Origin of the sequence: Pseudomonas fluorescens (assembly GCF_003732425.1) — a bacterium.
In the GTDB taxonomy this organism is placed as follows: Bacteria; Pseudomonadota; Gammaproteobacteria; order Pseudomonadales; family Pseudomonadaceae; genus Aquipseudomonas; species Aquipseudomonas fluorescens_BE.
On record NZ_MOBX01000013.1, the window covers coordinates 393,377 to 418,202 of the forward strand.

At 60.9% G+C, this 24,826-nt stretch carries 22 protein-coding genes; 15 read left to right on the plus strand and 7 right to left on the minus strand.

The features are described 5' to 3' along the window. Positions 1 to 48 precede the first annotated feature (48 nt). Positions 49 to 567 (plus strand): GNAT family N-acetyltransferase, encoded by a 519-nt coding sequence (locus tag BK670_RS12165; protein WP_123449963.1) that lies wholly within the window; start codon positions 49 to 51, stop codon positions 565 to 567. A gap of 2 nt (positions 568 to 569) precedes the next feature. Here the strand turns inward: BK670_RS12165 and BK670_RS12170 are convergent, their stop codons facing one another. Then, positions 570 to 1,535 carry a LysR family transcriptional regulator gene (locus BK670_RS12170; protein WP_123449964.1) on the minus strand — a complete coding sequence of 322 codons (966 nt, stop codon included), beginning with the start codon at positions 1,533 to 1,535 and terminating at the stop codon, positions 570 to 572. 296 nt (positions 1,536 to 1,831) lie between these two features. On the opposite strand from BK670_RS12170, the gene argH reads away from it, so the two are divergent. The 11 genes from argH (at position 1,832) to BK670_RS12225 (ending at position 13,971) form a co-directional block, all read left to right on the plus strand. Further along, on the plus strand, positions 1,832 to 3,259 hold the full coding sequence (argH, locus tag BK670_RS12175; RefSeq protein WP_123449965.1) for an argininosuccinate lyase: 1,428 nt from the start codon (positions 1,832 to 1,834) through the stop codon (positions 3,257 to 3,259). 151 nt (positions 3,260 to 3,410) lie between these two features. After that, positions 3,411 to 4,289: an amino acid ABC transporter permease gene (locus BK670_RS12180; RefSeq protein WP_123449966.1), complete on the plus strand. Its 879-nt coding sequence runs from the start codon at positions 3,411 to 3,413 to the stop codon at positions 4,287 to 4,289. 10 nt (positions 4,290 to 4,299) lie between these two features. Beyond that, the gene (locus tag BK670_RS12185; protein WP_064587499.1) at positions 4,300 to 5,064 is read left to right on the plus strand and encodes an amino acid ABC transporter ATP-binding protein; all 765 of its coding nucleotides are present in this window, start codon (positions 4,300 to 4,302) and stop codon (positions 5,062 to 5,064) included. A 38-nt stretch (positions 5,065 to 5,102) separates the two neighbouring features. Continuing rightward, entirely contained in the window at positions 5,103 to 5,927 is an 825-nt protein-coding gene (locus BK670_RS12190) for an ABC transporter substrate-binding protein (protein WP_123449967.1), read from the plus strand. 231 nt (positions 5,928 to 6,158) lie between these two features. Next, positions 6,159 to 7,004: a polysaccharide deacetylase family protein gene (locus BK670_RS12195; RefSeq protein ID WP_123449968.1), complete on the plus strand. Its 846-nt coding sequence runs from the start codon at positions 6,159 to 6,161 to the stop codon at positions 7,002 to 7,004. Then, entirely contained in the window at positions 6,997 to 7,884 is an 888-nt protein-coding gene (locus tag BK670_RS12200; protein ID WP_123449969.1) for a polysaccharide deacetylase family protein, read from the plus strand. The genes BK670_RS12195 and BK670_RS12200 overlap by 8 nt, the downstream gene beginning before the upstream one ends. Beyond that, on the plus strand, positions 7,881 to 9,230 hold the full coding sequence (locus tag BK670_RS12205) for an MmgE/PrpD family protein (protein WP_123449970.1): 1,350 nt from the start codon (positions 7,881 to 7,883) through the stop codon (positions 9,228 to 9,230). Before BK670_RS12200 ends, BK670_RS12205 begins: the two co-directional genes overlap by 4 nt. A gap of 213 nt (positions 9,231 to 9,443) precedes the next feature. After that, positions 9,444 to 10,622, plus strand: coding sequence for an MFS transporter (locus tag BK670_RS12210; protein WP_123449971.1), 1,179 nt, complete (start codon positions 9,444 to 9,446; stop codon positions 10,620 to 10,622). A 155-nt stretch (positions 10,623 to 10,777) separates the two neighbouring features. Then, positions 10,778 to 11,464 carry an HPP family protein gene (locus BK670_RS12215; RefSeq protein ID WP_123449972.1) on the plus strand — a complete coding sequence of 229 codons (687 nt, stop codon included), beginning with the start codon at positions 10,778 to 10,780 and terminating at the stop codon, positions 11,462 to 11,464. A 245-nt stretch (positions 11,465 to 11,709) separates the two neighbouring features. Continuing rightward, the gene (locus BK670_RS12220; RefSeq protein WP_123449973.1) at positions 11,710 to 12,816 is read left to right on the plus strand and encodes an enoyl-CoA hydratase/isomerase family protein; all 1,107 of its coding nucleotides are present in this window, start codon (positions 11,710 to 11,712) and stop codon (positions 12,814 to 12,816) included. Positions 12,817 to 12,819: 3 nt separating this feature from the next. Beyond that, positions 12,820 to 13,971 carry an acyl-CoA dehydrogenase family protein gene (locus BK670_RS12225; protein ID WP_123449974.1) on the plus strand — a complete coding sequence of 384 codons (1,152 nt, stop codon included), beginning with the start codon at positions 12,820 to 12,822 and terminating at the stop codon, positions 13,969 to 13,971. A gap of 223 nt (positions 13,972 to 14,194) precedes the next feature. Here the strand turns inward: BK670_RS12225 and BK670_RS12230 are convergent, their stop codons facing one another. From BK670_RS12230 to BK670_RS12255, 6 genes are all read right to left on the minus strand, one after another. Then, positions 14,195 to 14,968, minus strand: coding sequence for an enoyl-CoA hydratase (locus BK670_RS12230; protein ID WP_123449975.1), 774 nt, complete (start codon positions 14,966 to 14,968; stop codon positions 14,195 to 14,197). A 16-nt stretch (positions 14,969 to 14,984) separates the two neighbouring features. Beyond that, a complete protein-coding gene (locus BK670_RS12235) occupies positions 14,985 to 16,112 on the minus strand; it encodes an acyl-CoA dehydrogenase (protein ID WP_123449976.1) in 1,128 nt (375 codons plus the stop codon). A 135-nt stretch (positions 16,113 to 16,247) separates the two neighbouring features. Next, complete coding sequence (locus BK670_RS12240) at positions 16,248 to 17,441, minus strand: acetyl-CoA C-acyltransferase (RefSeq protein ID WP_123449977.1); 1,194 nt, start codon at positions 17,439 to 17,441, stop codon at positions 16,248 to 16,250. A gap of 12 nt (positions 17,442 to 17,453) precedes the next feature. Continuing rightward, complete coding sequence (locus tag BK670_RS12245; protein WP_123449978.1) at positions 17,454 to 18,215, minus strand: SDR family NAD(P)-dependent oxidoreductase; 762 nt, start codon at positions 18,213 to 18,215, stop codon at positions 17,454 to 17,456. Between the two features lie 16 nt (positions 18,216 to 18,231). Then, on the minus strand, positions 18,232 to 19,896 hold the full coding sequence (locus tag BK670_RS12250) for an AMP-binding protein (protein ID WP_123449979.1): 1,665 nt from the start codon (positions 19,894 to 19,896) through the stop codon (positions 18,232 to 18,234). Between the two features lie 226 nt (positions 19,897 to 20,122). Next, positions 20,123 to 21,139, minus strand: coding sequence for an AraC family transcriptional regulator (locus tag BK670_RS12255; protein WP_123449980.1), 1,017 nt, complete (start codon positions 21,137 to 21,139; stop codon positions 20,123 to 20,125). Positions 21,140 to 21,438: 299 nt separating this feature from the next. On the opposite strand from BK670_RS12255, the gene efeU reads away from it, so the two are divergent. The 3 genes from efeU to efeB are packed head-to-tail and all read left to right on the plus strand — an operon-like array spanning position 21,439 to position 24,809. Further along, entirely contained in the window at positions 21,439 to 22,284 is an 846-nt protein-coding gene (gene efeU, locus BK670_RS12260) for an iron uptake transporter permease EfeU (RefSeq protein ID WP_123449981.1), read from the plus strand. Between the two features lie 8 nt (positions 22,285 to 22,292). Further along, entirely contained in the window at positions 22,293 to 23,492 is a 1,200-nt protein-coding gene (efeO, locus tag BK670_RS12265) for an iron uptake system protein EfeO (protein ID WP_123449982.1), read from the plus strand. 18 nt (positions 23,493 to 23,510) lie between these two features. Then, a complete protein-coding gene (gene efeB, locus BK670_RS12270; protein WP_123449983.1) occupies positions 23,511 to 24,809 on the plus strand; it encodes an iron uptake transporter deferrochelatase/peroxidase subunit in 1,299 nt (432 codons plus the stop codon). Positions 24,810 to 24,826 lie beyond the last annotated feature (17 nt).

Here is a 24,826-nt window from a genome sequence, read left to right on the forward strand (position 1 = left end):
GCTTTTAAACAGCAAGATCAAAAGATCGCAGCCTTCGGCAGCGCCTACATGAATATGATCATTCGACATGCGCGGCCCGCCGACGCGCCCGCCCTCCCCGCCATCGAACGCTCGGCCGCCGGGCTGTTTCGCCTTGATCCGCAACTGGCCTGGCTGGCCGACGCCGAATTGGCCGGCGCCGAATTGCATTTACAGGCCATCGAGCAGGCCCGCGTCTGGGTCGCACAATCCCCTGCAGGGCAACTTGCCGGGTTCTTGCGCGCGGCGCCTGTCGATAACCAATTGCATATAGAGGAGCTGTCCGTCAGCCAGCACTTTCAGGGTCAGGGCATTGGCCGCAAGTTGCTGTCAGCGGCAATCGATCACGCCAGCGCACAACAACTTTGCGCCGTGACACTGACCACCTTCACGGATCTTCCGTGGAATGCGCCGTTCTATCAGAAGATCGGTTTCCAGCGTTTGAATAGCGAGGAAACAAGCGGGTATTTAGTCGACGCCTTGAACGAAGAAATCGCCCACGGATTGCCCGGGCACCGGCGCTGCGCCATGCGCCTGAGGTTGCCTTGAAATCAGGCCGTTGCTTTCAGGTCAACGCCCAGCGCCTGGGCAAATGCCTTGACCAGCGGACTGCGCACGGTGTTGTGCCGCAGGATCAGATTGAACGGCGTCATGATGTAGATCCGCTCGGGCAGCACCGCGCGCATCTGCCCTGCTGCTACCAGCGTTGCTGCGTAATGCCGGGGCAGGAAGCCGACGAAACGGCCGGTCTTGATCAACAGGGCCACGGCTTCGACCTGGGTCGCTGAGGCAGAAAAACTGTCGTAGCGCGCATAGTTGAGCTTGTCGCGATGGATCGCGTAGCGGTGGTTGATGCACTCGTATTCCTGCAAGACATTGCTGCCCATTTGCGCCTCGGGCATGTCGAACAATGGATGCCCGACCGCGCAATAAACCTCCGAGCGTTCCTCGTACAGCGGGTAATAATCGAATTCTTCGCGGCGTTGATAAACCGGCACTATGCCCGCCACTAAACGTCCCTCCACCACGCCTCTTTCCACTTCATCCAGTTGCGATGCCTGAAGTTGAAACCGGACCTTCGGCGATTGTTCGTTAAGTTGTTTAAGCGCGGCAACTAACGGCGAGTTCTCATCGCTGATCGTATTATCAATAACACCCACACCCAGATCGCCGACAAGTTCATTCTGCGCAGAACTAAGCCGATCACGAAAGTTGTCCACCGAGGCAAACAGATCAATCGAGGCCTGATACACCAGACGACCTTCTTCGGTCAGGTGAAAACCCTCTCGCCCACGGGTACACAGGCGCATGCCGATGCGGATTTCCAGGTCGGAGATCTGCTTGCTGATGGCCGCAAGGCCCACGTTCAGCTCGTTTTGCGCGGCGCTGAAGCCTCCTGCCTCGACCACGGCCTTGAACACTTTGAGCAGTTTGAAATCCAGCCCGCTGAGGGCCAGCGGTGCTCGGTGGGCCGTTTTCGCAGGCGGGTTTCCGGAATTGGAAAGTGGGGTTTCCATAATGCTGATTTACCTCTGGCGCAATGTTCAACAATCTGTGTCCAACAACAAAAACATCGCCGACCAATAATAATGAACACAGAAAACATGGCTTGGCAACCGGCAAAAAATCCCGAACATCAGTGCCAACTCACTGATCTCGAAACATTAAAAGCTGACACTTCGATCAGTTCTCGCTCCCTAGCAACTGCCCTCTTGAAAACTGCTTTGGCCTGACTCCGTCTGCTGACTTTTCAGCAGCCATCACGGCCATGCATACCGATTTCAGTTCGCGTTACCGACGAGGAAAACAACAAATGTCTCAAACCACCGACCGTCTCTGGGGTGCCCGTTTCAAAAGCGGCCCTTCCGCCGCCCTGGCCGCCCTGTCCCGGTGCCCCGAGCGCTATTTCCGCCTGACGCCTTACGATCTGGCCGGTTCCAAGGCGCATGCCGGTGAACTGCAACGTGCCGGCCTGCTCAGCGCGCAGGAAACCCAGACCATGCTCGCTGCGCTGGACAGCATCGGTGCCGACTTCCGTGCCGGAAACATTGCGCCAACCCTGGATGACGAAGACGTTCACACCTTTATCGAACGCCTGCTGACCGAACGCCTCGGTGCGCTCGGCGGCAAGCTGCGCGCCGGCCGTTCGCGCAATGACCAGACCGCCAACGACCTGCGCCTGTTTCTGCGCGATCACGTGCGCACCCTCGCCGTCGAAGTCCTCGCCTTGCAGCAAGCGCTGGTGACTCAGGCCGAGCAACACGTCGAAAGCATCTGCCCAGGGTTCACCCACTTGCAGCAGGCGCAACCGATCGTATTCGCCCACCACCTGCTGGCCCACGCGCAATCGATGTTGCGTGACGTGCAACGTTTGGTGGACTGGGACGCGCGCACCTCGCTGTCGCCACTCGGCGCCGCTGCGATGGCCGGTTCGGCGATTGCCCGCCAGCCGCAGCAATCGGCCAAGGAAATGGGCTACGCCGGGGTTTGCGAAAACTCCATCGACGCCGTCGCCAGTCGCGATCACGTCGCCGAGTTCCTGTTTATCGCCAGCATGCTCGGGATCAACATCTCGCGCCTCGCCGAAGAGTTTTGCCTGTGGTCGTCGCGCCAGTTCCGCTGGGTCGATCTGGACGATGCCTATGCCACCGGCAGCTCGATCATGCCGCAGAAGAAAAACCCCGATATCGCCGAACTGGCACGGGGCAAGGCCGGACGTTTGATCGGCAATCTCACCGGTCTGCTGTCGACGCTCAAATCCCTGCCGCTGTCGTACAACCGCGACCTCAGCGAAGACAAGCACGGCGTGCTCGACAGCGTCGACACTCTGCTGCTGGTGCTGCCGGCCATGGCTGGGATGGTCGCGACCATGACCGTCAACGTCGAAGAACTGCGCCGTCAGGCGCCACTCGGTTTCACCCTCGCCACCGAGGTTGCCGACTGGCTGGCGGTGCGCGGCGTGCCATTCAAGGAAGCCCACGAAATCACCGGAGCGCTGGTGCAGGCCTGTGAAAAACACGGCATCGAATTGTGGGAAGCCTCGCCGGCCTTGCTCGCCGAGGTCGATTCACGCCTGACCGCTGATGTGCGCGACAGCCTCACGCTGGAAGCCGCCATCGCAGCCCGTAGTGGTTGGGGCGGCACTGCGCCGCAACAGGTGCGCGAGCAGATCGGCCGCTTGAAAACCGCCCTCGCCGCGCAACAACAGTGGACGGAAAACTACCAGGGCTTCCGCCTCTGAAGCCGCCAGCACAAAACCCTGTGGGAGCGAGCCTGCTCGCGAAAGCGGTGGGTCAGCCAACTGCAATGTTGAAGGTGCTGCCGCCTTCGCGAGCAGGCTCGCTCCCACAATGAAATGTGTTGGATTTGAAAGAACAGTTCGGAGAAACACCATGAGCCAGACTCAGGCAGAACGACTCCAGGCGGAGCGCAAACTGGCGGAAAACCAGTTCGATATCACCCAGTACCAACATGTGCCGCGGCGTTATTACGGGCGGATCTTCTTCGCCACCGTGATCGTCATCGCGATCATCGGCCTGGTGCGCGCCTTCGCCGAAGGCAAGATCGAATGGTCGTACATCGGCCAGTTCCTGACTTCCGAAGCGATCATGTGGGGCTTGTTCAACACCATTATCATGGCCGTGCTGGCCATGGCGCTGGGCATCGTTTTCGGGGTGATCACGGCGATCATGCGCATGTCGGCCAACCCGATCCTGCGCTACGTGGCCGTGACCTACACCTGGCTGTTTCGCGGTACGCCGCTGATTTTGCAACTGCTGCTGTGGTTCAACCTGGCGCTGATTTTCCCCACCATCGGCATTCCGGGCGTGTTCGAACTCGACACCGTCAGCCTGATGACGCCGTTCGTGGCTGCCCTGCTCGGCTTGAGCATCAATCAGGGTGCCTACACCGCTGAAGTGGTGCGCGCCGGCCTGCTGTCGGTGGACACCGGCCAGTACGAAGCCGCCAAGTCGATCGGCATGCCACGCCTGCAAGCGCTGCGCCGGATCATCCTGCCGCAGGCCATGCGCATCATCATTCCGCCGGTCGGCAACGAATTTATCGGCATGGTCAAAATGACCTCACTGGCCAGCGTGATCCAGTACTCGGAACTGCTCTACAACGCACAAAACATCTACTACGCCAACGCCCGCGTGATGGAGCTGCTGATCGTTGCCGGTATCTGGTACCTGGCCACCGTCACCGTGCTGTCCTTCGGTCAAAGCCGTCTGGAGCGTCGTTTCGCTCGCGGCGCCGGCAAGCGTTCTTGAGGAGTCGAACATGAGAAGCATCGTCAAGGCCGTCAGCCTGAACAAGTATTACGACCAGTACCACGCGCTCAAGGACATCAACATCGAGGTCGAACAAGGCGAAGTGCTGTGCATCATCGGCCCGTCCGGCTCGGGCAAGAGCACCCTGCTGCGCTGCGTCAATCAGCTGGAAAAGATCGACAAGGGCGGCCTCTGGGTCGACGGCGAACTGGTCGGCTACCGCGTGGTCGGCAACAAACTGCACGAGCTCAACGAGTCGCAGATCGCCCGCCAGCGCCTGGCCACCGGCATGGTGTTCCAGCGCTTCAACCTGTTCCCGCACATGACTGTGCTGCAAAACATCATCGAAGGCCCGTGCCAGGTGCTCAAGCGTTCGCCGAAAGAGGCGCACGAAGAAGCCCTGGAACTGTTAGCCCGTGTCGGTCTGGCCGACAAACGCGACAGCTACCCGATCGAATTGTCGGGCGGTCAGCAACAACGCGTGGCGATTGCCCGGGCGTTGGCCATGCGCCCCAAGCTGATGCTGTTCGATGAACCCACTTCGGCACTCGACCCGGAACTGGTCGGTGAGGTGCTGTCGGTGATGCGTGATCTCGCGCAGACCGGCATGACCATGATCGTCGTCACCCATGAACTGGGCTTCGCCCGCGAGGTTTCCAATCGCATGGTGTTCATGGACGGCGGGCAGATCGTGGAGGCTGGAAGCCCCGAAGAAATACTAATAAGTCCGCAAAACCCGCGCACCCAAAGCTTCATTTCTGCCGTTCGAACCTAAGCACCGATTGGTGCCACAACACTCATAAGAGAACGACCATGAAGAATTTTGTTATCCCCGCTGTACTCGCTTCCGTCATGTCTTGCGGTTTCGCCGTGGCCGCCGAGCTGCCGGCCAGCATCAAGGAAAAAGGCGAGATCGTTGTCGCGATCATGCCCAACTATCCACCGATGGATTTCAAGGACCCGGCCACCAACACCCTCACCGGTCTGGACTACGACCTGGGCAACGCCCTCGCCGAACGCTTGGGCGTGAAGATCAAATGGCAGGAAACCGGCTTCGAGCAAATGATCAACGCACTGACCACTGAGCGCGTCGACATGGTGCTATCGGGCATGACCGACACCGCCGAGCGTCAGGCCAGCGTGACCTTCGTCGACTACTTCACCAGCGGCCCGCAGTTCTACACCTTGCAGAAGAACACCGCGACCAACGAGATCATTGATCTGTGCGGCAAAAAAGTCGGCACCAGCCGCCGCACCACGTTCCCGGCGGAAATCGCTGCGTGGAGCAAGGCCAACTGTGAAGCCGCCGGCAAACCGGCGATCAACGTGATCGGCACTGAAGGTTCGGCCGATGCTCGCGCGCAACTGCGCCAGAGCCGTATCGATGCGGCGATGCAAGGCAGCGAAACCCTGTCGTACCTGAAGACTCAGGAAAAGGACATGTACAAGACCGTCGGCCAGCCGATCTCCGTGCAGTTCACCGGTCTTGGCGTGAGCAAGAAAAAGCCTGAGCTGAGTGAGGCGGTGAAGGTTGCCCTGCAGAGCATGGTCGATGACGGCAGCTATGGCGCGATCCTGAAGAAATGGGACCTGGAGCTGGGCGCGATCAAGGAAGTGACGGTCAACGCCGGCAAGTAACCTTCGAGATCGATCCCCCCTCACCCCAACCCTCTCCCCCCAAGGGGGACGAGGGGGAAAGGGAGCTGATCTTCAAGTGTTCGAAACCTGAGTTCGACGACACAGCGCCTGAGTTCGGCGCGATCTTTCAGGTCGATGCAGGGCTGGTAAACACCTCGATCGGCCCCCTCTCCCTTTGGGAGAGGGCTGGGGTGAGGGTTTCTATTGATCCAACACCGGAGAGCCACAACCATGTCTTCGCGCCAACCCACCTGGCCCGATCCACACAAAGCCTGCCTCGCCCTGGCCTTCGACCTCGACGGTCCGACCGGCGATGCCATGCTCAATGGCTCGATCTGGCGCAAACCGGAGTACTTCGGCTTCGGCGGCTACGGCCCTTATCGCGCCCTGCCACGCCTGCTCGATCTGCTCGACGCGTTCAAACTGCCGACAACGTTTTTCGTCCCCGCGTGGGTCGTGGAAAACTGGCCGAAGCAATGCCAGGCCATCGTCGAACGCGGCCATGAAGTCGCTTATCACGGCTACAAACACGAATCCTTTTACGCCCTGACGCTGGAGCAACAGCAAGCCGTCATGGCCAAGTCCCGGGAGGTGTTCTGGCAACACCTGCACATCCGCGCCGAGGGTTTCCGTACCCCGTCCGGCGACTGGCGCGCTGAGACCCCGGCGATGCTGGCGGACAACGGCGTCATCTATTCCAGCAGCATGCGCGGCGACGATCGCCCGTATCTGGTCAACGTCCCCGGCCACAGCACGCCGCTGGTGGAGATCCCCGGGCGGTGGGAAATGGACGACTACTCCTCCCTCGCCTACACCCGCGCGCCGAACTTTCCCTCCGGCCTCGATCGTACTGCCAGTTATGCGTTGACCCTCGATAACTGGCAGCGCGAATACGACGGCGCGATGGATGAAGGCCTTTGCCTGACCACTCTGTTCCACCCGAAAATCACCGGTAAACCGGGGCGCATCCTGTTGCTGGAAAAACTCTTCGAACACATGCGTCAACGCGATGATGTGTGGTTCGCCACCTGCCGCGATGTCGCCCGTTGGTGGCTGAAGGAGCATCATCATGGCTGATTCCAACGTCTGGCCCGCTGGCAAGCGCTGCGCGGTGGTGCTCACCGTCGATTACAACGACATCCACGGCATTCTCACCCAGGCGCCGGAAGTGGCGGGTCGCGACAAGACATTGTCGGTCTGGCGTTACGGCAGTCAGCGTGGCGTCACGCGTTTGCTCGATCTGTTCGCGGAACTGGGCGTGCGCAGCAGCTGGTTCGTGCCCGGCATCGTCGCCGAAGAAAACCCGCAGCACATCGCCGCGATTCTCGCCGGCGGGCATGAAATCGCCTGCGCCGGCTACCGCCATCAGAATTACGACGAGCTTGATCTGGCGGCGCAAAGTGCCGACATCGGCAAGGGATGTGCGGCACTTGAAGCCCTGACCGGTCAACGCCCGCGCGGGTTTCGCCTCCCCGCCGGCAACGGTGCGCCGGGGTTTATTGCCGCGTTGAAAGACCACGGCATCGTCTGGTCCTCTTCGTGGCGCGGCGATGATTTGCCATTCGCCCATCCCACCGCGCCAGAGGTCATCGAACTGCCGCTGCACTATGAACTCGAAGACGAGCCGTACTTCGCCTTCAACCTCAGCCCCGCCGTGCCCCCGGCGCAGTCGCGGATTGCCTCGTACAGCCACACCCTGGGCAACCTGCAAATGGACTTCTCCGGATTTCATCGTTTCGGCCTGTGCTACGTGCTGCGCCTGCACCCGGAAATCATCGCCACCCCGGGGCGCATCGGCGTGCTGCGCGAACTGCTGCAAGGCATTCAACAACATGACGATGTGTGGATCGCCAGCGGTGCCGAGGTTGCGCAATGGTGGGCAGAAACCGCAGCGCCGGTCAGCGAGGATCATCCGGCAGCCGTTTATGAGCAGCACTACCGGGACTATCTGCCATGAGCGAACGCATGCTGCGGCTGGCGCGATTTTGTGTCGACACACGGTTTGAAGACTTGCCCGAAACGCTGGTCATTCAAGCCAAACGGCACATCCTCGACACCTTTGGCGCAGCGCTGGCCGGCAGCGACACCATCGTTGCCGTGCAAGCGCAACAGGTGCTCGGCAACAGCGGCGGATCATCCTTGGTCTGGGGCACAGCGTTACGCACCAACCCCGGCCATGCCGCGATGCTCAACGGCATCGCCGCGCATGCGCTGGAACTGGACGACACCGGCGGTTGCGACCATTCCGGGGCGGTGGTGTTGCCAGCGGTGATGGCGGCCGTGGCGATGGTCGACCGAGCAGTCAGCGGACGTGAGTTGCTCACCGCCGTAGTGATCGGCTACGAAATCGGCCGACGGGTACTGGAAGCCTGCGGCAGTTATTCGGCACACAACGGCGCCGGCTGGCACTCGACCGCGACGTGCGGCGTGTTTGGTGCGGCCGCTGCCTGTGCGCGAATCTTTGCCCTTGATGCGACGCAAACCGTGTCCGCGCTGGGCATCGCCGGCAGTTTCAGTGGCGGGGTCTGGGCGTTTATCCATGACGGTTCGCTGAGTAAGAAACTGCACAGCGGTCGCGCCGCCGAAGGAGGGTTGCTCGCGGCAAGCTTTGCCCGTGAAGGGATCAGCGGGCCGTCGATGCTGTTTGAGGATGTCTGGGGCGGCTTTCTGAAAACCCTTGCGCCGAACAGTGCGCAGCCGGACAGGCTCGATGCCGATCTCGGCAAAGTCTGGAAGCTGGCGCGCTGCTCGATCAAACCCTACGCCGCGTGTCGCGGTACGCATTCGGCGATTGACGCGCTGGGGTTGTTGCTTGAGCAACTTGACGTCACTGCCGAGCACGTCGAAAGCGTCGAAGTCAGGTTGTGCGGCTTCCTCCAACGCATGTGCGGCGGCCGCGACGTCAGCAGTCTGGCAGCGGCGCAAATGAGCTTGCCCTATGCCCTCGCGGCGCGGTTGGTGCAGGGGCATTGTCGGCTTGAGGCGTACGACGATCAGCAACGCGAGGATCCGCGCATCGCCCTTTGGTTGGCGCGCATTCACCTTGAAGTAGATGAACAACTGTCCGAGGATGACGAGCCGTGGGTCAGCGTGCTGACGCTGGATGGGCGCACTGCGAGTTTGTGCGTTGAAGTACCGTTGGGCGCGCCGGGCAATCCGTTGAGTGACGGAGCGCTGGAGGAGAAGTTTTTCAGCCTGGCGTTGCGGGTGATGTCGCGGGAACGGGCTGAAGGGTTGCTGGAAAATTTGCGGCGTCTTGAAAAGCTGGAGTCGGTGGGAGGCCTGGATCGGTGGCTGGTTTGAGAGGTATGTCGCCAGACCCGACGCCTTCGCGAGCAGGCTCGCTCCCACATTGGATCTTCAGTGTTCAGACATTCCCTGTTGGGACCAAGCTTGCTCCCACACTGGATCTTCACTGTTCAGACATTCCCTGTGGGAGCGAGCCTGCTCGCGAAGGGCACGACGCGGTCTGTAGTCGAACACAAAAACAACTGAAATAAGGATATTCGATTCCCCGTGGCCACTTATTCGCTTGTCATCCGCCGTCTGATGATTGTCTCGCTGACCATCGTCATCAGCCGCGCCATCACCAGCCCGCTGCTGACGCTGTTTCTGAGCACTAAACTCGGTCTTAACCAGCAGGATGTCGGGCTGCTGCTCGGTATCGCGGTGTTTATCGCCACCCTGCTTGCGCTGTACGGCGGTTACATCATCGATCGCCTGGAAAAACGCCGATTGCTGATTATCGCGATGCTTTCCAGTGCCATCGGTTTCGTGCTGCTGACGTTCGCCAAGGATCTGTACCTGACCACCGCTACCCTGGTGATCACCGAAACCGCTTCGGCACTGTTCCTCATCGGTTCCAAGGCGATCCTCAGCGAAAACCTGCCGATGAGCCAGCGGGCCAAGGCCTTTTCCTTGCGTTACACGCTGACCAACATCGGCTACGCCACCGGGCCGATGCTCGGTGTGGTGATTGCCGGGCATTACCCGATCGCACCGTTCCTGATCGCCGCCGCCATCGCCTTTGGTAGCATCTTCCTGATGATCGGCATCCCCAAAGACGCCAGCCCGATTGCCGTGGTCAGTCAGCCGCCAAGCTTTCTGAAAACCCTCGTCACCCTGAAAAACGATCGCACTCTGATCATGTTCACCTGCGGTTGCCTGCTGAGCACGGTGGTGCACGGGCGCTTCACCCTTTATCTGTCGCAATACCTGCTGGTGGTCAGCGACTCCAAGCGCGCCTTGCACGTCATGGCCGCCCTGCTCGCCTGTAACGCAATCACGGTGATCCTGCTGCAATACCAGATCGGCCGCTTCCTCAGCCGCGAGAAACTGCGCTACTGGATCGCCGCCGGCACCGGCCTGTTTATCCTCGGTCTGATTGGCTTCAGCCTCGCCGACAGCCTGCTGAGCTGGTGCATCGCGATGTTCATTTTCACCCTCGGCGAGATGATCATCTATCCGTCAGAGTTTCTCTTCGTCGACACCCTCGCCCCGGAAGAACTGCGCGGCAGCTACTACGGCGCGCAAAACCTGGCGGCGCTGGGCGGTGCGCTGAGCCCGGTGATCTGCGGTTTCCTGCTGATGCACACTCCGGCACCGACGATGTTTTACGCATTGAGTGCACTGACCGCGATGGGCGGCACACTGTGCTTCCTCAGCGGACGCCGCGCGGCTTCAATGCAAAAATAATGCACTAAATCTTCATTAATATGAATTTGTCAGCATCGACTTTGCCCGGCACACTGTGTGCGTTCCTCCCCCAATGTTGGAACCTTCGAGGGCTTTCCGGATAACCGGACAAGTCCTTTTTTTTGTCTCGAATTTGCTGCAAGGATCGGATTCACATGCTCGCTCGCTGGTTGCCCGCCGCCATCAACACCCGTCCCACCGAATGGAGCCGCGCGGCCATCGGCATGGCATTGGGAACGTTGTTCAGTGTGTGGTTGTGCGCCCAGGTGTTCGGCCATGAAGTGGCCTATCACCTGATCGGCCCGCTGGGCGCGTCGGCGGTGTTGCTGTTCGCCGTGTCCTCTGGCGCCCTCGCTCAGCCGTGGTCGATTCTCGGTGGTTATTTATGTGCCGGCGTTGTCGCGCTGCTGGTCGCTCACGTGCTTGGTCGAACCCTTGGCAGTGCGTGCCTGGCGGCAGGCATGGCGCTGGTCCTGATGTGCTGGCTGCGCTGCCTGCATCCACCGGCCGGCGCGTTGGCACTGACGCTGGTGCTGGCCGATCCGGCGACCATCGCCATGGACTGGAAGGCCATGGAACCGGTGATGCTGGGCGCCGCGTGCATGCTGCTCAGCGCGCTTGCCTACAACAACCTGACCCGCATCCGTTACCCGAAACGCCCGGCAGAACCGGCACCACTGCTGACGCCGGTCGACAGTCTGGCGATCACCGCCGAAGACCTGAAACTCGCCCTGGCCGAGATGGAAGCGTTTATCGACGTCACCCCCGAGGATCTCGAACAACTGATCCACGCCAGCGAAATGCACGCCAAACGGCGCAGCATTACCCAAACCTTCACCTGAACCCGTGTAGGAGCTGCCGAAGGCTCGGGCCGCGATCGGACGATCTTTTGATCTTGTTTTTTAAAGGTCAACAGATCGCAGCCTTCGGCAGCTCCTACATGAGCGCGCACATTTTCGACCAAGGTAAAAACGCAAACTCCCCCTGCGAATATCCCGGTTGTACACGGCAAATTTGCACTGTTACGATCCGGTAACGCTCGCGCGCGAGCTTCTCGAATAAAGACAATAAAAGCAGGGAGTTACTGATGACAGCGCAGGCTTCATCCCCGCGGACCCCGTCCATGGATGCCATGCAAAACGAAGTGCTGGCCGACGTTCGCAATCACATCGGGCACCTGACCCTCAACCGCCCCGCCGGTCTCAATGCCATTACCCTCGACATGGTGCGCTTGCTGCAGCAGCAGCTCGACGCCTGGGCGACTGACGCCAATGTTCACGCAGTGGTTCTGCGCGGTGCCGGTGAAAAGGCCTTCTGCGCCGGTGGCGACATCCGTTCCCTGTACGACAGTTTCAAAAGCGGCGACACGCTGCACGAAGATTTCTTCGTCGAGGAATACGCCCTCGACCTGACCATTCATCACTACCGCAAACCGGTACTGGCGCTGATGGACGGATTCGTCCTCGGCGGCGGCATGGGCCTGGTGCAAGGCGCCGATCTGCGCGTGGTCACCGAAAAGAGCCGTCTGGCGATGCCCGAAGTGGCCATCGGTTATTTCCCGGATGTCGGCGGCAGTTACTTCCTGCCGCGCATTCCCGGTGAGCTGGGGATTTATCTGGGGGTCAGCGGCATGCAGATCCGTGCCGCCGACGCGCTGTATTGCGGCCTTGCCGACTGGTATCTGGACAGCAGCAAACTGGCGCTGCTCGACGAAAAACTCGATCAGATGGAATGGCAGGACACGCCGCTCAAAGCCCTGCAAAACCTTCTGGCCAAACACGCCGTGCAAACCTTGCCCGATGCGCCACTTGAGGCTTTGCGCCCGGCCATCGACCATTTCTTCGCCCTGCCGGACGTACCGAGCATGGTCGAGCAATTGCGCGCAGTGACCGTCGCCGACAGCCACGAATGGGCGACCACTACCGCTGACCTGCTGGAAACCCGCTCGCCACTGGCCATGGCGGTGACCCTGGAAATGCTGCGTCGCGGCCGCCACTTGAGCCTGGAACAGTGCTTCGCGCTGGAGCTGCATCTGGATCGCCAATGGTTCGCCCGCGGCGACCTGATCGAAGGCGTTCGCGCGCTATTGATCGATAAAGACAAGACACCTCGCTGGAACCCGCCGACCCTCGCTGCGCTGGACGCAGACCATGTCGCGAGTTTCTTCCACGGGTTTGCTGAGAGCGGGAGCTGAGCCATGCACGATCTCGAACTGACTGAAGAACAAGTGATGATCCGCGACATGGCCCGGGACTTTGCCCGTGGCGAAATCGCGCCCCATGCGCAGGCCTGGGAAAAGGCTGGCTGGATCGACGACGCACTCGTCGCGAAGATGGGTGAGCTCGGGTTGCTCGGCATGGTCGTTCCCGAGGAATGGGGCGGCACCTATGTCGATTACGTTGCCTACGCCTTGGCCGTGGAAGAGATTTCCGCCGGTGACGGCGCGACCGGTGCGTTCATGAGCATCCATAACTCGGTGGGCTGCGGTCCGGTGCTCAATTACGGCAGCGACGCACAGAAACAAACCTGGCTGGCGGATCTGGCCAGCGGGCAAACCATCGGCTGCTTCTGCCTGACCGAACCCCAGGCCGGCTCCGAGGCGCACAACCTGCGTACCCGCGCCGAGTTGCGTGACGGCCAGTGGGTGATCAACGGTGCCAAGCAATTTGTCAGCAACGGCAAACGGGCGAAACTGGCGATCGTCTTTGCCGTGACCGACCCGGATCTGGGCAAGAAAGGCATTTCCGCGTTTCTGGTGCCGACCGATACCCCGGGCTTCATCGTCGATCGCACCGAACACAAGATGGGCATCCGCGCCTCCGACACCTGTGCGGTAACGCTGAACAATTGCAGCATTCCCGAGGCCAATCTGCTCGGTGAACGCGGCAAAGGTCTGGCAATCGCCCTGTCCAACCTTGAAGGCGGACGCATCGGCATCGCCGCGCAAGCACTGGGCATTGCCCGTGCCGCGTTTGAAGCGGCGCTGGTGTATTCGCGCGATCGCATCCAGTTTGGCAAGCCGATCAACGAGCACCAGAGCATCGCCAACCTGCTGGCCGACATGCACATGCAAATCAACGCGGCGCGGCTGATGATCCTGCATGCCGCGCGGCTGCGTACGGCGGGCAAACCGTGCTTGTCGGAGGCATCACAGGCCAAGTTGTTTGCTTCGGAAATGGCCGAGAAGGTGTGTTCGTCCGCGATTCAGATTCATGGCGGGTATGGGTATCTGGAGGACTATCCGGTCGAGAAGTACTATCGCGATGCACGGATTACCCAGATCTATGAAGGCTCGAGCGAGATTCAGCGGATGGTGATTGCGCGCGAACTGAAGAACTACCAGTTGTAATGGTGTCGCCCCTTTCCCTCACCCCAGCCCTCTCCCTCCGGGCGGTCCGACGTTTCGGGAGGGTTAGGGTGAGGGGCTTTTGATTTTGATGTACATCGAGCCTTAAAAGCTTCGCGAGCAGGCTCGCTCCCACAGAGATCTCCAGCGAACACAGGCTATGTGAACGCCAAGAACCTCATGTGGGAGCGAGCCTGCTCGCGAAGGCGTCAGTCAGGCCAGCGCATTACTTGCCTTGGAATGCCGCCTCACGCTTGGCCACAAACGCCGCCATCCCTTCCTTCTGATCCTGCGTGGCAAACGCGGCATGGAATACCCGGCGCTCAAAGCGCACGCCCTCGGTCAGGTTCACTTCAAAGGCACGGTTCACGCTCTCCTTGACCATCATCGCAATCGGCAGCGATTTGCTCGCAATCACCCCGGCCACTTTCAGCGCTTCGTCGAGCAGTTCATCACTTGGCACAATCCGCGCAACGATGCCACAGCGCTCGGCCTCCACCGCATCAATCATGCGCCCGCTCAGGCACATTTCCATGGCTTTCGCTTTGCCCACGGCGCGGGTCAGGCGTTGGGTGCCGCCCATGCCCGGCAGCACGCCAAGGTTGATTTCCGGTTGGCCAAATTTGGCGTTGTCGCCGGCCAGAATGAAGTCGCACATCAACGCCAGCTCACAACCACCACCGAGGGCAAATCCGTTGACGGCGGCTATGATCGGTTTACGGCGGTTGGCCACGCGATCGCTGTCGCTGAACAGGTCGTCCATGTAGATCTGCGGATAGGTCAGCTCAGCCATTTCCTTGATGTCGGCACCGGCCGCAAAGGCCTTTTTCGAGCCGGTGAGGACGATGCAACCGATGTTTGCATCCGCTTCCAGCGCATCCAGGGCCTGGTTCACTTCGCTGACCAGTTGCGCATTCAGGGCATTCAGCGCCTGCGGGCGGTTGAGCGTGATCAGGCCAACGCGGCCGTGGGTTTCCAGCAAAATCGTTTCGTAAGTCATGAATAAAAATTCCTTGTCAGAGATTGCGCGAAATGACCATGCGCTGAATATCGCTGGTGCCTTCGTAGATCTGGCAGACACGCACGTCGCGGTAGATGCGCTCCAGCGGAAAGTCGTTGAGGTAACCGTAACCACCGAGGGTTTGCAATGCCATCGAACAGACCTTCTCGGACATCTCCGAGGCGAACAATTTGGCCATCGATGCCTCGACCAGGGCCGGTTGACCGCTGTCACGCAGGGCCGCCGCGTAATGCACCATTTGCCGGGCGACGGCGATTTGCGTGGCCATGTCGGCGAGACGGAAGGCCACGGCCTGATGCTCGATGATCGGCTTGCCGAAGGTGTCGCGCTCACGGGCGTAATCACGCGCCGCTTCAAACGCGGCACGGGCCATGCCCACCGCTTGCGAAGCGATGCCGACACGGCCACCTTCAAGGTTGGCCAGGGCAATTTTGTAGCCCTCACCCTCTTCGCCCAAACGGTTGGCCACCGGCACTTTCACGTCTTCAAAAAGAATCTGGCAAGTGTCGGACGCGTGCTGGCCGAGCTTGTCTTCGACGCGAGCGACCGTGTAGCCCGGTGAATCGGTCGGCACGATAAACGCGCTGATGCCGCGCTTGCCGGCGCTCGGATCGGTGACCGCAAACACAATCACAACCCCGGCGTTCTGCCCGGAGGTGATGAACTGTTTGCAGCCGTTCAGCACGTAGTGATCGCCTTCCAGGCGAGCGCGGGTTTTCAGGCTGCTGGCGTCGGAACCGGCCTGCGGTTCGGTCAATGCAAAGGCACCGAGCATCGCGCCGCTGGCCAACGGTTTGAGGAAGCGTTCGCGCTGATCGTCGTTGCCGAACTTGAGAATCGGCACGCAGCCGACCGAGTTGTGCACGCTCATGATCGTCGAGCAGGCACCATCGCCGGCGGCGATTTCTTCCAGGGCCATGGCGTACGCCAGGTAACCGGTGTCGCAACCGCCCCACTGCTCTGGCACGAGCATGCCGAAGAAGCCCAGCTCAGCCATTTCAGCGATGGCTTCCTTGGGGAAGCGGTGCTCGCGATCCCACTCGGCGGCGAACGGTTTCAAGCGTTCCTCGGCGAACTGCCGGGCCATCTCACGGATCTGGGTTTGGTCTTCGTTGGGAATCATAGTGAATCCTTAATCCGGGTTACACGCGGTCCCCTGTAGGAGCTGCCGCAGGCTGCGATCTTTTGCTCTTGATCTAAAAACAAGATCAAGATCGCTGCCTCGTTGCACTCGTCAGCTCCTACAGGATTAGTGCGTTTAGTAGACGCATTCCACAGCCATGGCCGTCGCTTCGCCGCCGCCGATGCAGATCGCTGCGATCCCGCGTTTGAGCTTCTTCTGGCGTAAGGCCGAGAGCAACGTCACCAGAATCCTCGCCCCCGATGCACCGATCGGATGGCCCAAGGCACAAGCACCGCCATGCACATTCAGCTTGTCATGGGGGATTTCCAGATGGGTCATCGCTGCCATGCCAACCACGGCAAACGCCTCGTTGACCTCGAACAGGTCCACATCACCCAGCGACCAGCCGGTTTTCTTGATCAGTTTCTTGATCGCACCAATCGGCGCCACCGGAAACAGGCCCGGGGTATCGGCGAACGCGGCGTGGCCATGGATCACCGCTAACGGTTTCAGCCCGAGTTTCTGCGCCTGCGACTGACGCATCAACACCAATGCCGCCGCGCCGTCAGAGATCGAGCTGGAATTCGCCGCCGTCACCGTGCCGCCCTCGCGGAACGCCGGTTTCAGCGAGGCAATCTTGTCCAGTTTGGCTTTTGGTGGCTGTTCGTCGTTGCTGATCAGCACCTGTTCTTTGCCGACGGTCACGGTCAGCGGGACGATTTCGTCCTTGAAGCTGCCGTCCTTGATCGCCTGCTGGGCGCGGGTGGTCGAGGCGATGGCAAAAGCGTCCTGCGCCTCGCGGCTGAAGTGGTTGGTCTCGGCGCAGTCTTCGGCGAAGGTGCCCATCAGGCGGCCCTTGTCGTAGGCGTCTTCGAGGCCGTCGAGGAACATCGAGTCGAGCACACGGCCATGGCCCATGCGATAACCGGCGCGAGCACGATCCAGCAGATACGGCGAGTTGGACATGCTTTCCATGCCGCCAGCGATCACCACATCGGCACTGCCAGCAATCAGCATGTCGTGGGCGAGAATGGTGGTTTCCATGCCCGAGCCGCACATCTTGTTGACGGTGGTGCATCGGGTCGATTTATCCAGCCCGGCGCCCAGCGCCGCCTGACGCGCAGGCGCCTGACCGAGGCCCGCAGGCAATACGCAACCGAACAGCACCTCATCGACCGCGTCGCTGGCAACACCGGCCCGTTCAACCGCAGCCTTGATAGCAGCAGCGCCGAGTTGCGGTGCGGTGAGGCTTTTCAGTTCGCCCTGAAAGCCGCCCATCGGGGTGCGGACGGCGCTGACGATGACAATCGGATCGTGGGAAATAGTCATGACAAATCCTCCTTACTTGGCGGCCATGCGCAAGGCACCGTCGAGACGGATCACCTCGCCGTTGAGCATGCTGTTTTCGATGATATGCCGAACCAGCGCGGCGTACTCGGCAGGCTTGCCCAGACGTGGCGGGAACGGTACGCCGGCGGCCAGCGAATCGCGGACTTCCGGGGTCATGCCGGCCATCATCGGCGTTTCGAAAATGCCCGGGGCGATGGTCATCACGCGGATGCCGAAACGCGCCAGTTCACGGGCGGCCGGAAGGGTCAGGCTGGCAATCGCGCCTTTCGAAGCAGAATACGCCGCTTGGCCGATCTGGCCGTCGAACGCTGCCACCGAGGCGGTGTTGATGATCACGCCGCGTTCGCCGTCGCCATTGGCCTCGGCTTCGGCGATCGCCGCAGCGGCCAGACGCAGCATGTTGAAGCTGCCGATCAGGTTGACATTGATCACCTGGGCGAAGCTGCTCAGTGCATGGGGGCCGTTTTTGCCGAGGATCTTTTCACCGCGGACGATGCCGGCGCAGTTGACCAGACCGTTGAGGCTGCCAAAGGCTTTGACAGTGGCCTGGACGGCGGCTTCGGCGGCGGCTTCGTTGCTGATGTCGGCGACTACGCTTTGCGCGCCCAGTCGCTGGGCCTGGGCGGCGACCGCCTCAGCATTCATGTCAACCAGCATCACTTTGGCGCCGGCACTTACCAGCAACTGAGCAGTGGCGGCACCCAGGCCGGACGCGCCGCCGGTGACGATAAAAACCTTGTTCTCGATCTGCATGACGGTATTTCCTGATTCAAGCTGAAACGTTGTGCGCCGCGGCCTCTTGAGCCTTGGCGATTTCCTGGTTGCGCAAGATAAAGCGCTGCAATTTGCCACTCGGGGTCTTGGGCAATTCGCTGACAAATTCGATTTCACGCGGGTATGAGTGCGCGGCCAGACGTTTGCGTACGTGTTGGCGCAGTTCTTCGGCCAGCTCAGGCGCAGCCCGGTACTGCGCACTCAACACCACGAAGGCTTTGACCAGTTCGGTGCGCTCCGGATCCGGTTTGCCGACCACCGCCGCCTCGACCACAGCCGGGTGTTCGATCAGCGCACTTTCCACATCGAACGGACCGACGCGGTAGCCCGACGTGGTGATCACGTCATCGCTGCGGCCGACAAAACTGATGCTGCCGTCGGGGTTCCATTCCACGGTGTCGCCGCTCAAGTAGTAATCGCCGACGAAAGCTTTGGTCGGCGCGCCTTCATAGCCGCCAAACCAGCACATCGGCGATTGCGGCCGGTCGATGGCGAGAATGCCCGGCTGGCCGACGCCGAGTTCGTTGTACTGATCGTCGAGCACCACGATGCGATGGCCCGGCGAGGCGAAACCGGCAGCGCCGACGTGCACGGCGTGATCGAGGCCGTGGTGGTTGCACAGGACCATGCCCAGTTCGGTCTGGCCGTAATGGTCGTGGATGACCACACCGAGGTTGTCGGCAAACCAGCGAATCACCTCCGGGTTCAGCGGCTCGCCGGCGCTGCTGACGATGCGCAGCTTGCCCTTGATCGACTTGGCGAACTCGTCACCGCCGGCAATCAGCAAGCGATAAGCGGTGGGCGAACCGGTGAGGTTGGTGATGCCGTACTTGTTGATCACCCGGCAAGTGCTTTCGAGGGTGAACGGGCCATCGTAAAAGGTGATCGGATGGCCCATCGACAACGGCCCGGTGACGCCGAAGTAAATGCCGTAGGCCCAGCCCGGATCGGCGACGTTCCAGAAGGCATCTTCGGGGCGCAGGTCCACGGCGTCACGGGTGTAGCTCTGGAACGCGACGATGGCTTTAAGCGGGACCGACAACGCTTTCGATGGGCCGGTGGTGCCGGACGTGAACATCAGCAGGAACGGGTCTTCACCGGTCAGCAGCACCGGTTCGCAGACATTGGAATAATTGGCCAGTTCGGCCCAGAAGCTGAAGTCGCCACGGACGATGCCCTGGCCTTTGGCGCCGCCAACGGTAACGAGGGTCGGGCAGTCAGCAACGTCGGCGAGTTTCGGCCGGTTGACCGCATCGGTGACCACGATTTTGGCCCCGGAACTGTTCAGGCGATGTTCAAGGGCCTTGGGGCCGAAGGCGGTGAACAGTGGCTGATAGACCGCGCCGATGCGCCAGGTGGCGAACACGGTGATGAGCAATTCGATGTTGCGCGGCAGCAGGCCAGCGACTTTGTCGCCCTTCTGCACGCCTTGGGCGAGGAGGAAGTTGGCGAAACGCGCGGCTTTGTCCTGCAGATCGTTGAAGGTGTACGTCGCACTGGCGCCGTCGCGGCCCTCCCAGAACAGCGCAATGCGCCCGGGCAAGGCATGGCGGTCGCAACATTCGACGCAGGCGTTGAGCGCCGCAAGCGTACCGCTCAGCGCGGCATCCACGGTGTGCTGATAGTTGAACTGTGCGGTGGCAGACAAGTAATCGCGCATTGCCAGAATCCCTCTGTTTTTTATTAGGCTGGGAACCGTAAACAACAGGGGGATAGTCGCGCTGTGGGGCGGCGGCGGCAATGGTCAAAGCCATCAATGTGGCTGACTGGTTTGGCCAAGGTTTAAGTTTTGTGTTGCATGGACTGACCTCTTCGCGAGCAGGCTCGCTCCCACAGGGGGAATGCATTCCAAATGTGGGAGCGAGCCTGCTCGCGAAGAGGCCGAGTCAGACAACCTCATTCAGGATCAGCGTCCGATAGTGGCCCGGATTGGACCCCGACCACTTGCGAAACGCCTTGTAGAACGAACTCGCATCAGCAAATCCCAACCGCGCGGCAATCTCGACAAAACTGATCGAAGGTTCCGCCAGCCAGGTAATTGCCAACTCTTTGCGAACACTGTCCTTGAGGCCCTGATAGGTCTGCCCTTCCTCGGCCAGACGCCGGCGCAGCGTCGAAGCGGACATACACAGTTGTTGGGCCAATGCCTCGGTTTCCGGCCATTGTTCGGCAGGCAATTGCCGCAGATCCTGCTTGATCCGACTGGCCAGGCTCTCCGGATCGCGGTACTTGACCAGGATGTTGGCCGGGGCATGAGCGAGAAAGCGTTTCAACTCTTCGGCGCTGCGTTTGATCGGCAGATCCAGGCAATCGGCAGAGAAAATCATCCGTGTGCGTGGCCGGTCGAAACGCAGGTTCTCCGAGAACATCACCCGGTAATCATCGGTGAAGTCCGGCGCTGGGCCGCGCAATTCGATTGCTAGAATCGGAATCCGCCGCCCGGCCAGCCAGCAGGCGACGCCGTGGACGATCATCCAGTAGGTGAAATAGCTGAAGGCGCGGCGTGGTTCGGGGTCGTCCTCGAGCAGGACGATTTCCGCCAGACTTTGCTGATGCACCAGTTGCGCCGGCAGGCGTTCGAGCATCAGCGACAGAAAGCTCAGGCCTGTGCTCAAACCCGCTGCCAGGGTCGGTTGTGCCATCGCGCTGCGGCACAGAAATTCAAGGCTGCCGGACTTGAGCTTGCGCGGGTCCATGCCGAAAAACTCATCATCGCCACGCCGGGCCAGTAAGCGCCAGAGTCTGGCGTACTGCGAAGCCGGCACCCGGCCGTGTTCGGTTTGCAGCAACGCCGGATCGATCCCGACCTTGTTCAAGACCTCTTCCGTGGCCACACCCGGGGCACAACTTTGCAGCAGCGCTTCACGCACGAGTTGGACGGCGATGGTGTCTTTTTCCGACATGGCGCGCGGTGAACCTTGTTGTTTTTTGAGTGGCGAGCATCTTACCCCAGCCGACACAAATGCCCATGTAGGAGCTGCCGAAGGTTCGGGCCGCGATCGGACGATCTTTTGATTTATAGAATCAAGATCAAAAGATCGCAGCCTTCGGCAGCTCCTACACGGTTGCGGCGTACATATGAGAATGGTTGTTCTTTAACTTGTTCAGCTTGTGTTCAGGTTTATGGCAATGAATGTCATGTGAGAATGACTTTCATTATGTTACAACTTGTAACCTCTTCGAATGACCCAGTGGACACCGAATGCTCGTTCCCTTTCTGATCATGCTGCGCGAAGGCATTGAAGCCGCGCTGATCGTTGGCATTATCGCCAGCTACCTGCAACAGACTGGCCGTGGCCAATGGATGCCCGCCGTTTGGATCGGCGTGTTTCTCGCCGCGGCCCTCGCCCTGCTGGTCGGTGGCGGCCTGGAACTGGTCAGTGCCGAATTCCCGCAGAAACAGCAGGAGCTGTTCGAAGGCATCGTCGGCCTGGTGGCCGTGGGCATTCTCAGCTCGATGGTGTTCTGGATGCGCAAGGTCGCGCGTTCGATCAAGCATTCGCTGCAAGCCTCGCTGGATCACGCATTGACCTCTTCCAGACATCAGGTGATCGCGCTGATCGCCATGGTCTTCTTTGCCGTCGCCCGCGAAGGCCTGGAAACGGTGTTCTTTCTGCTTGCGGTGTTCCAGCAAAGCGAAGGTCCGGGCGCGCCGATCGGTGCCCTGCTCGGGCTGAGTCTGGCAGTCATCGTCGGCTTCCTGATCTACAGCGGCAGCATGCGCCTCAATCTTTCGGCGTTCTTCAAGTGGACCGGCCTGTTCATTCTGGTGGTCGCCGCCGGGATTCTCGCCAATTCGGTGCAAGCCCTGCATGAAGCCGGGCTGTGGAATCACCTGCAAACTGTGCTCTTCGACTTCAGCGCGACACTGCCGATGGATGGCCCGTTGGGCTCGGTGCTGGCCGGCATGTTCGGCTATCAGGATGCGCCGACCGTCAGCACCCTCGGTGCCTATCTGATCTATCTACTGGTGGCGCTGGTGATGTTCTTTTACCCGGCTCCCGCACCCACGCCCTCCACGCAATCGTCTTCCGTTTCCAGCCAATAAGGGCATTCATGTCAAAGCCTAATACTCCCCAGGCCTCCCCTCCCCGCGCCTTGCGTTGGGCGGTGGCCGGTTCGGTGGTGGTGATGATCGCCGCCGGTGGTCTGTTCTATTACGCCTCGAAAATGGCCGCGGCCAAACGTCAGCACAACCACGATGAAGTGGTGGTGAACATTCATCCCGGCAGTTGCGAGCCGAATGCACTGACCGTCCCGGCCGGCCGCGCCAGTTTCCGCATCGTCAACCGCTCCGAGCGTGCGGTGGAATGGGAAATCCTCGACGGCGTGCTCGTCGTCGAAGAGCGGGAAAACATTGCGCCGGGACTCAGCCAGGTGATCAACGCCAACCTGCAACCGGGCGACTACGCGATCACTTGCGGCCTGCTGAGCAATCCGCGCGGCACCCTGCACGTGACGCCGACTGCCGCCTCTGATGCGGCGGCCAAGGCCAAGCCGTCGATGGTTGCCTTCGTCGGGCCGCTGTCGGAATTCCGCGTGTACCTGGCCAGCCAGAGCAGTGCGTTGATCAAAGCCGTGACCGCGCTCGAGCAAGCGATTGAAAGCGGCGACTTGAGTCAGGCACAAGCGCTGTACCTGCCAGCACGTGCTGCGTATCAACGTCTGGCCCCGGCCGCGCAACGCCTGGCGGAACTGGACAACAGCATCAACGCCCGCGCCGATTACTTCGAAAAACGCGAGCAGGATCCGGCCTTCGTCGGTTTCCATCGCCTCGAATACGCGCTGTTCCAGCAACGCAATCTCGACCAACTGACGCCGGTTGCCCAACGCCTGCTCAGCGACGTCACCACGCTCAAACAGCAACTGCTCGCGCAGAGCCTGCCACCGGAGCAACTGGTCAACATCATCGTGCGCAACCTCAACACCCTCGCCGACGTCCGTGCTGCCAGCGGTGAAGAAGAACGCTACAGCCATAGCGACCTCAACGGTTTCGCCGCCAACGCACAAACCGCCCACAAAGTCGTCGATCTACTGCGACCGATGCTGAGCAAGTCGGCAGCCGAGCTGTTGCCGAAAATCGACCAGGCACTGGCGGATTTCGACAGTGAACTCGACACCTACAAGATCAAGGACGGCTACGCCAGCTACGACACCATCAGCGGCGAACAACGCAAACAGATTGCCGACAAGGCCCAGGCCCTGGCCAACGCACTGGATGGCATCGATCCCGCCCTCGGCCTCTCAGGCCTGTAAGCAGAAGACCCTTTGACGATGAAAGATAGCGAACCACTCAACCTGCAACGTCGCCGTGTCCTGATGGGCATGGGCGCCGCCGGTGTCGCCCTCGCCGGATCCGCCCTGAGCTGCCCGGCCATGGCCGCCGCGCCGGCACAAGTCACCGAAGCGCCGAGCAGCGACAAGACCGAAGACCGTCACGATTTCCACGGCACCCACCAAACCGGCATCGTCACCCCGCGCCCGGCGTCGGGCATGCTGGTTTCGTTCGACGTGTTGGCCAGTGATCGTGAAGACCTGGAGCGGCTGTTCCGCACGCTCAACGAGCGCATTGCCTTCCTGATGAAGGGCGGCCCGGTGGCGCAGATCGATCCGAAACTGCCACCGCCGGATTCCGGGATTCTCGGCCCGAACGTCACGCCGGATAATCTGACCATCACCGTTTCGGTTGGCGAGTCGCTGTTCGACGAACGCTTCGGTCTGGCCAACGCCAAGCCCAAGCGTCTGATCCGCATGGTCGGGTTTCCCAACGATGCGCTGGACGCTGATTGCTGCCATGGCGACCTGAGCCTGCAGTTCTGCTCAAACACCGCTGACACCAACATTCACGCCCTGCGCGACATCGTCAAAAACCTCCCCGACCTGCTGCTGGTGCGCTGGAAACAGGAAGGCAGCGTGCCGCCCCAAGCCCCGGCAAAACCCGGTGTTCCAGCGCAGTCGGCGCGCAACTTCCTCGGCTTCCGCGATGGCTCGGCCAACCCCGACTCCAACGACGCTAAAGCCATGGATCGCCTGGTCTGGGTGCAACCGGGCAGTGACGAACCGGCCTGGGCTGCGCATGGCAGCTATCAAGCGGTACGGATCATTCGCAACTTTGTCGAGCGCTGGGACCGCACGCCGTTGCAGGAACAGGAAAGCATCATCGGCCGGGTCAAAACCACCGGCGCGCCGATGGGTGCGCAGCACGAGACCGAAGTCCCGGACTACAGCAAAGACCCGGCCGGCAAGCTGACCAAGCTCGACGCGCACATTCGCCTGGCCAACCCGCGCACCGCCGCGAGCCAGGCCAACCTGATCCTGCGCCGGCCGTTCAACTATTCGAATGGTGTGAACAAGAACGGCCAGCTCGACATGGGCCTGCTGTTCATCTGTTACCAGGCCGACCTGGAAAAAGGCTTTATCACCGTGCAGACCCGTCTCAACGGCGAGCCGCTGGAGGAATACCTCAAACCGGTCGGCGGCGGTTACTTCTTCACCCTGCCGGGTGTCACGGGCGACAAGGACTTCATCGGTCGCTCGCTGCTCAACGCCACACAACCGAAAACAGCCGCATAAAACAATCTCGACACTGG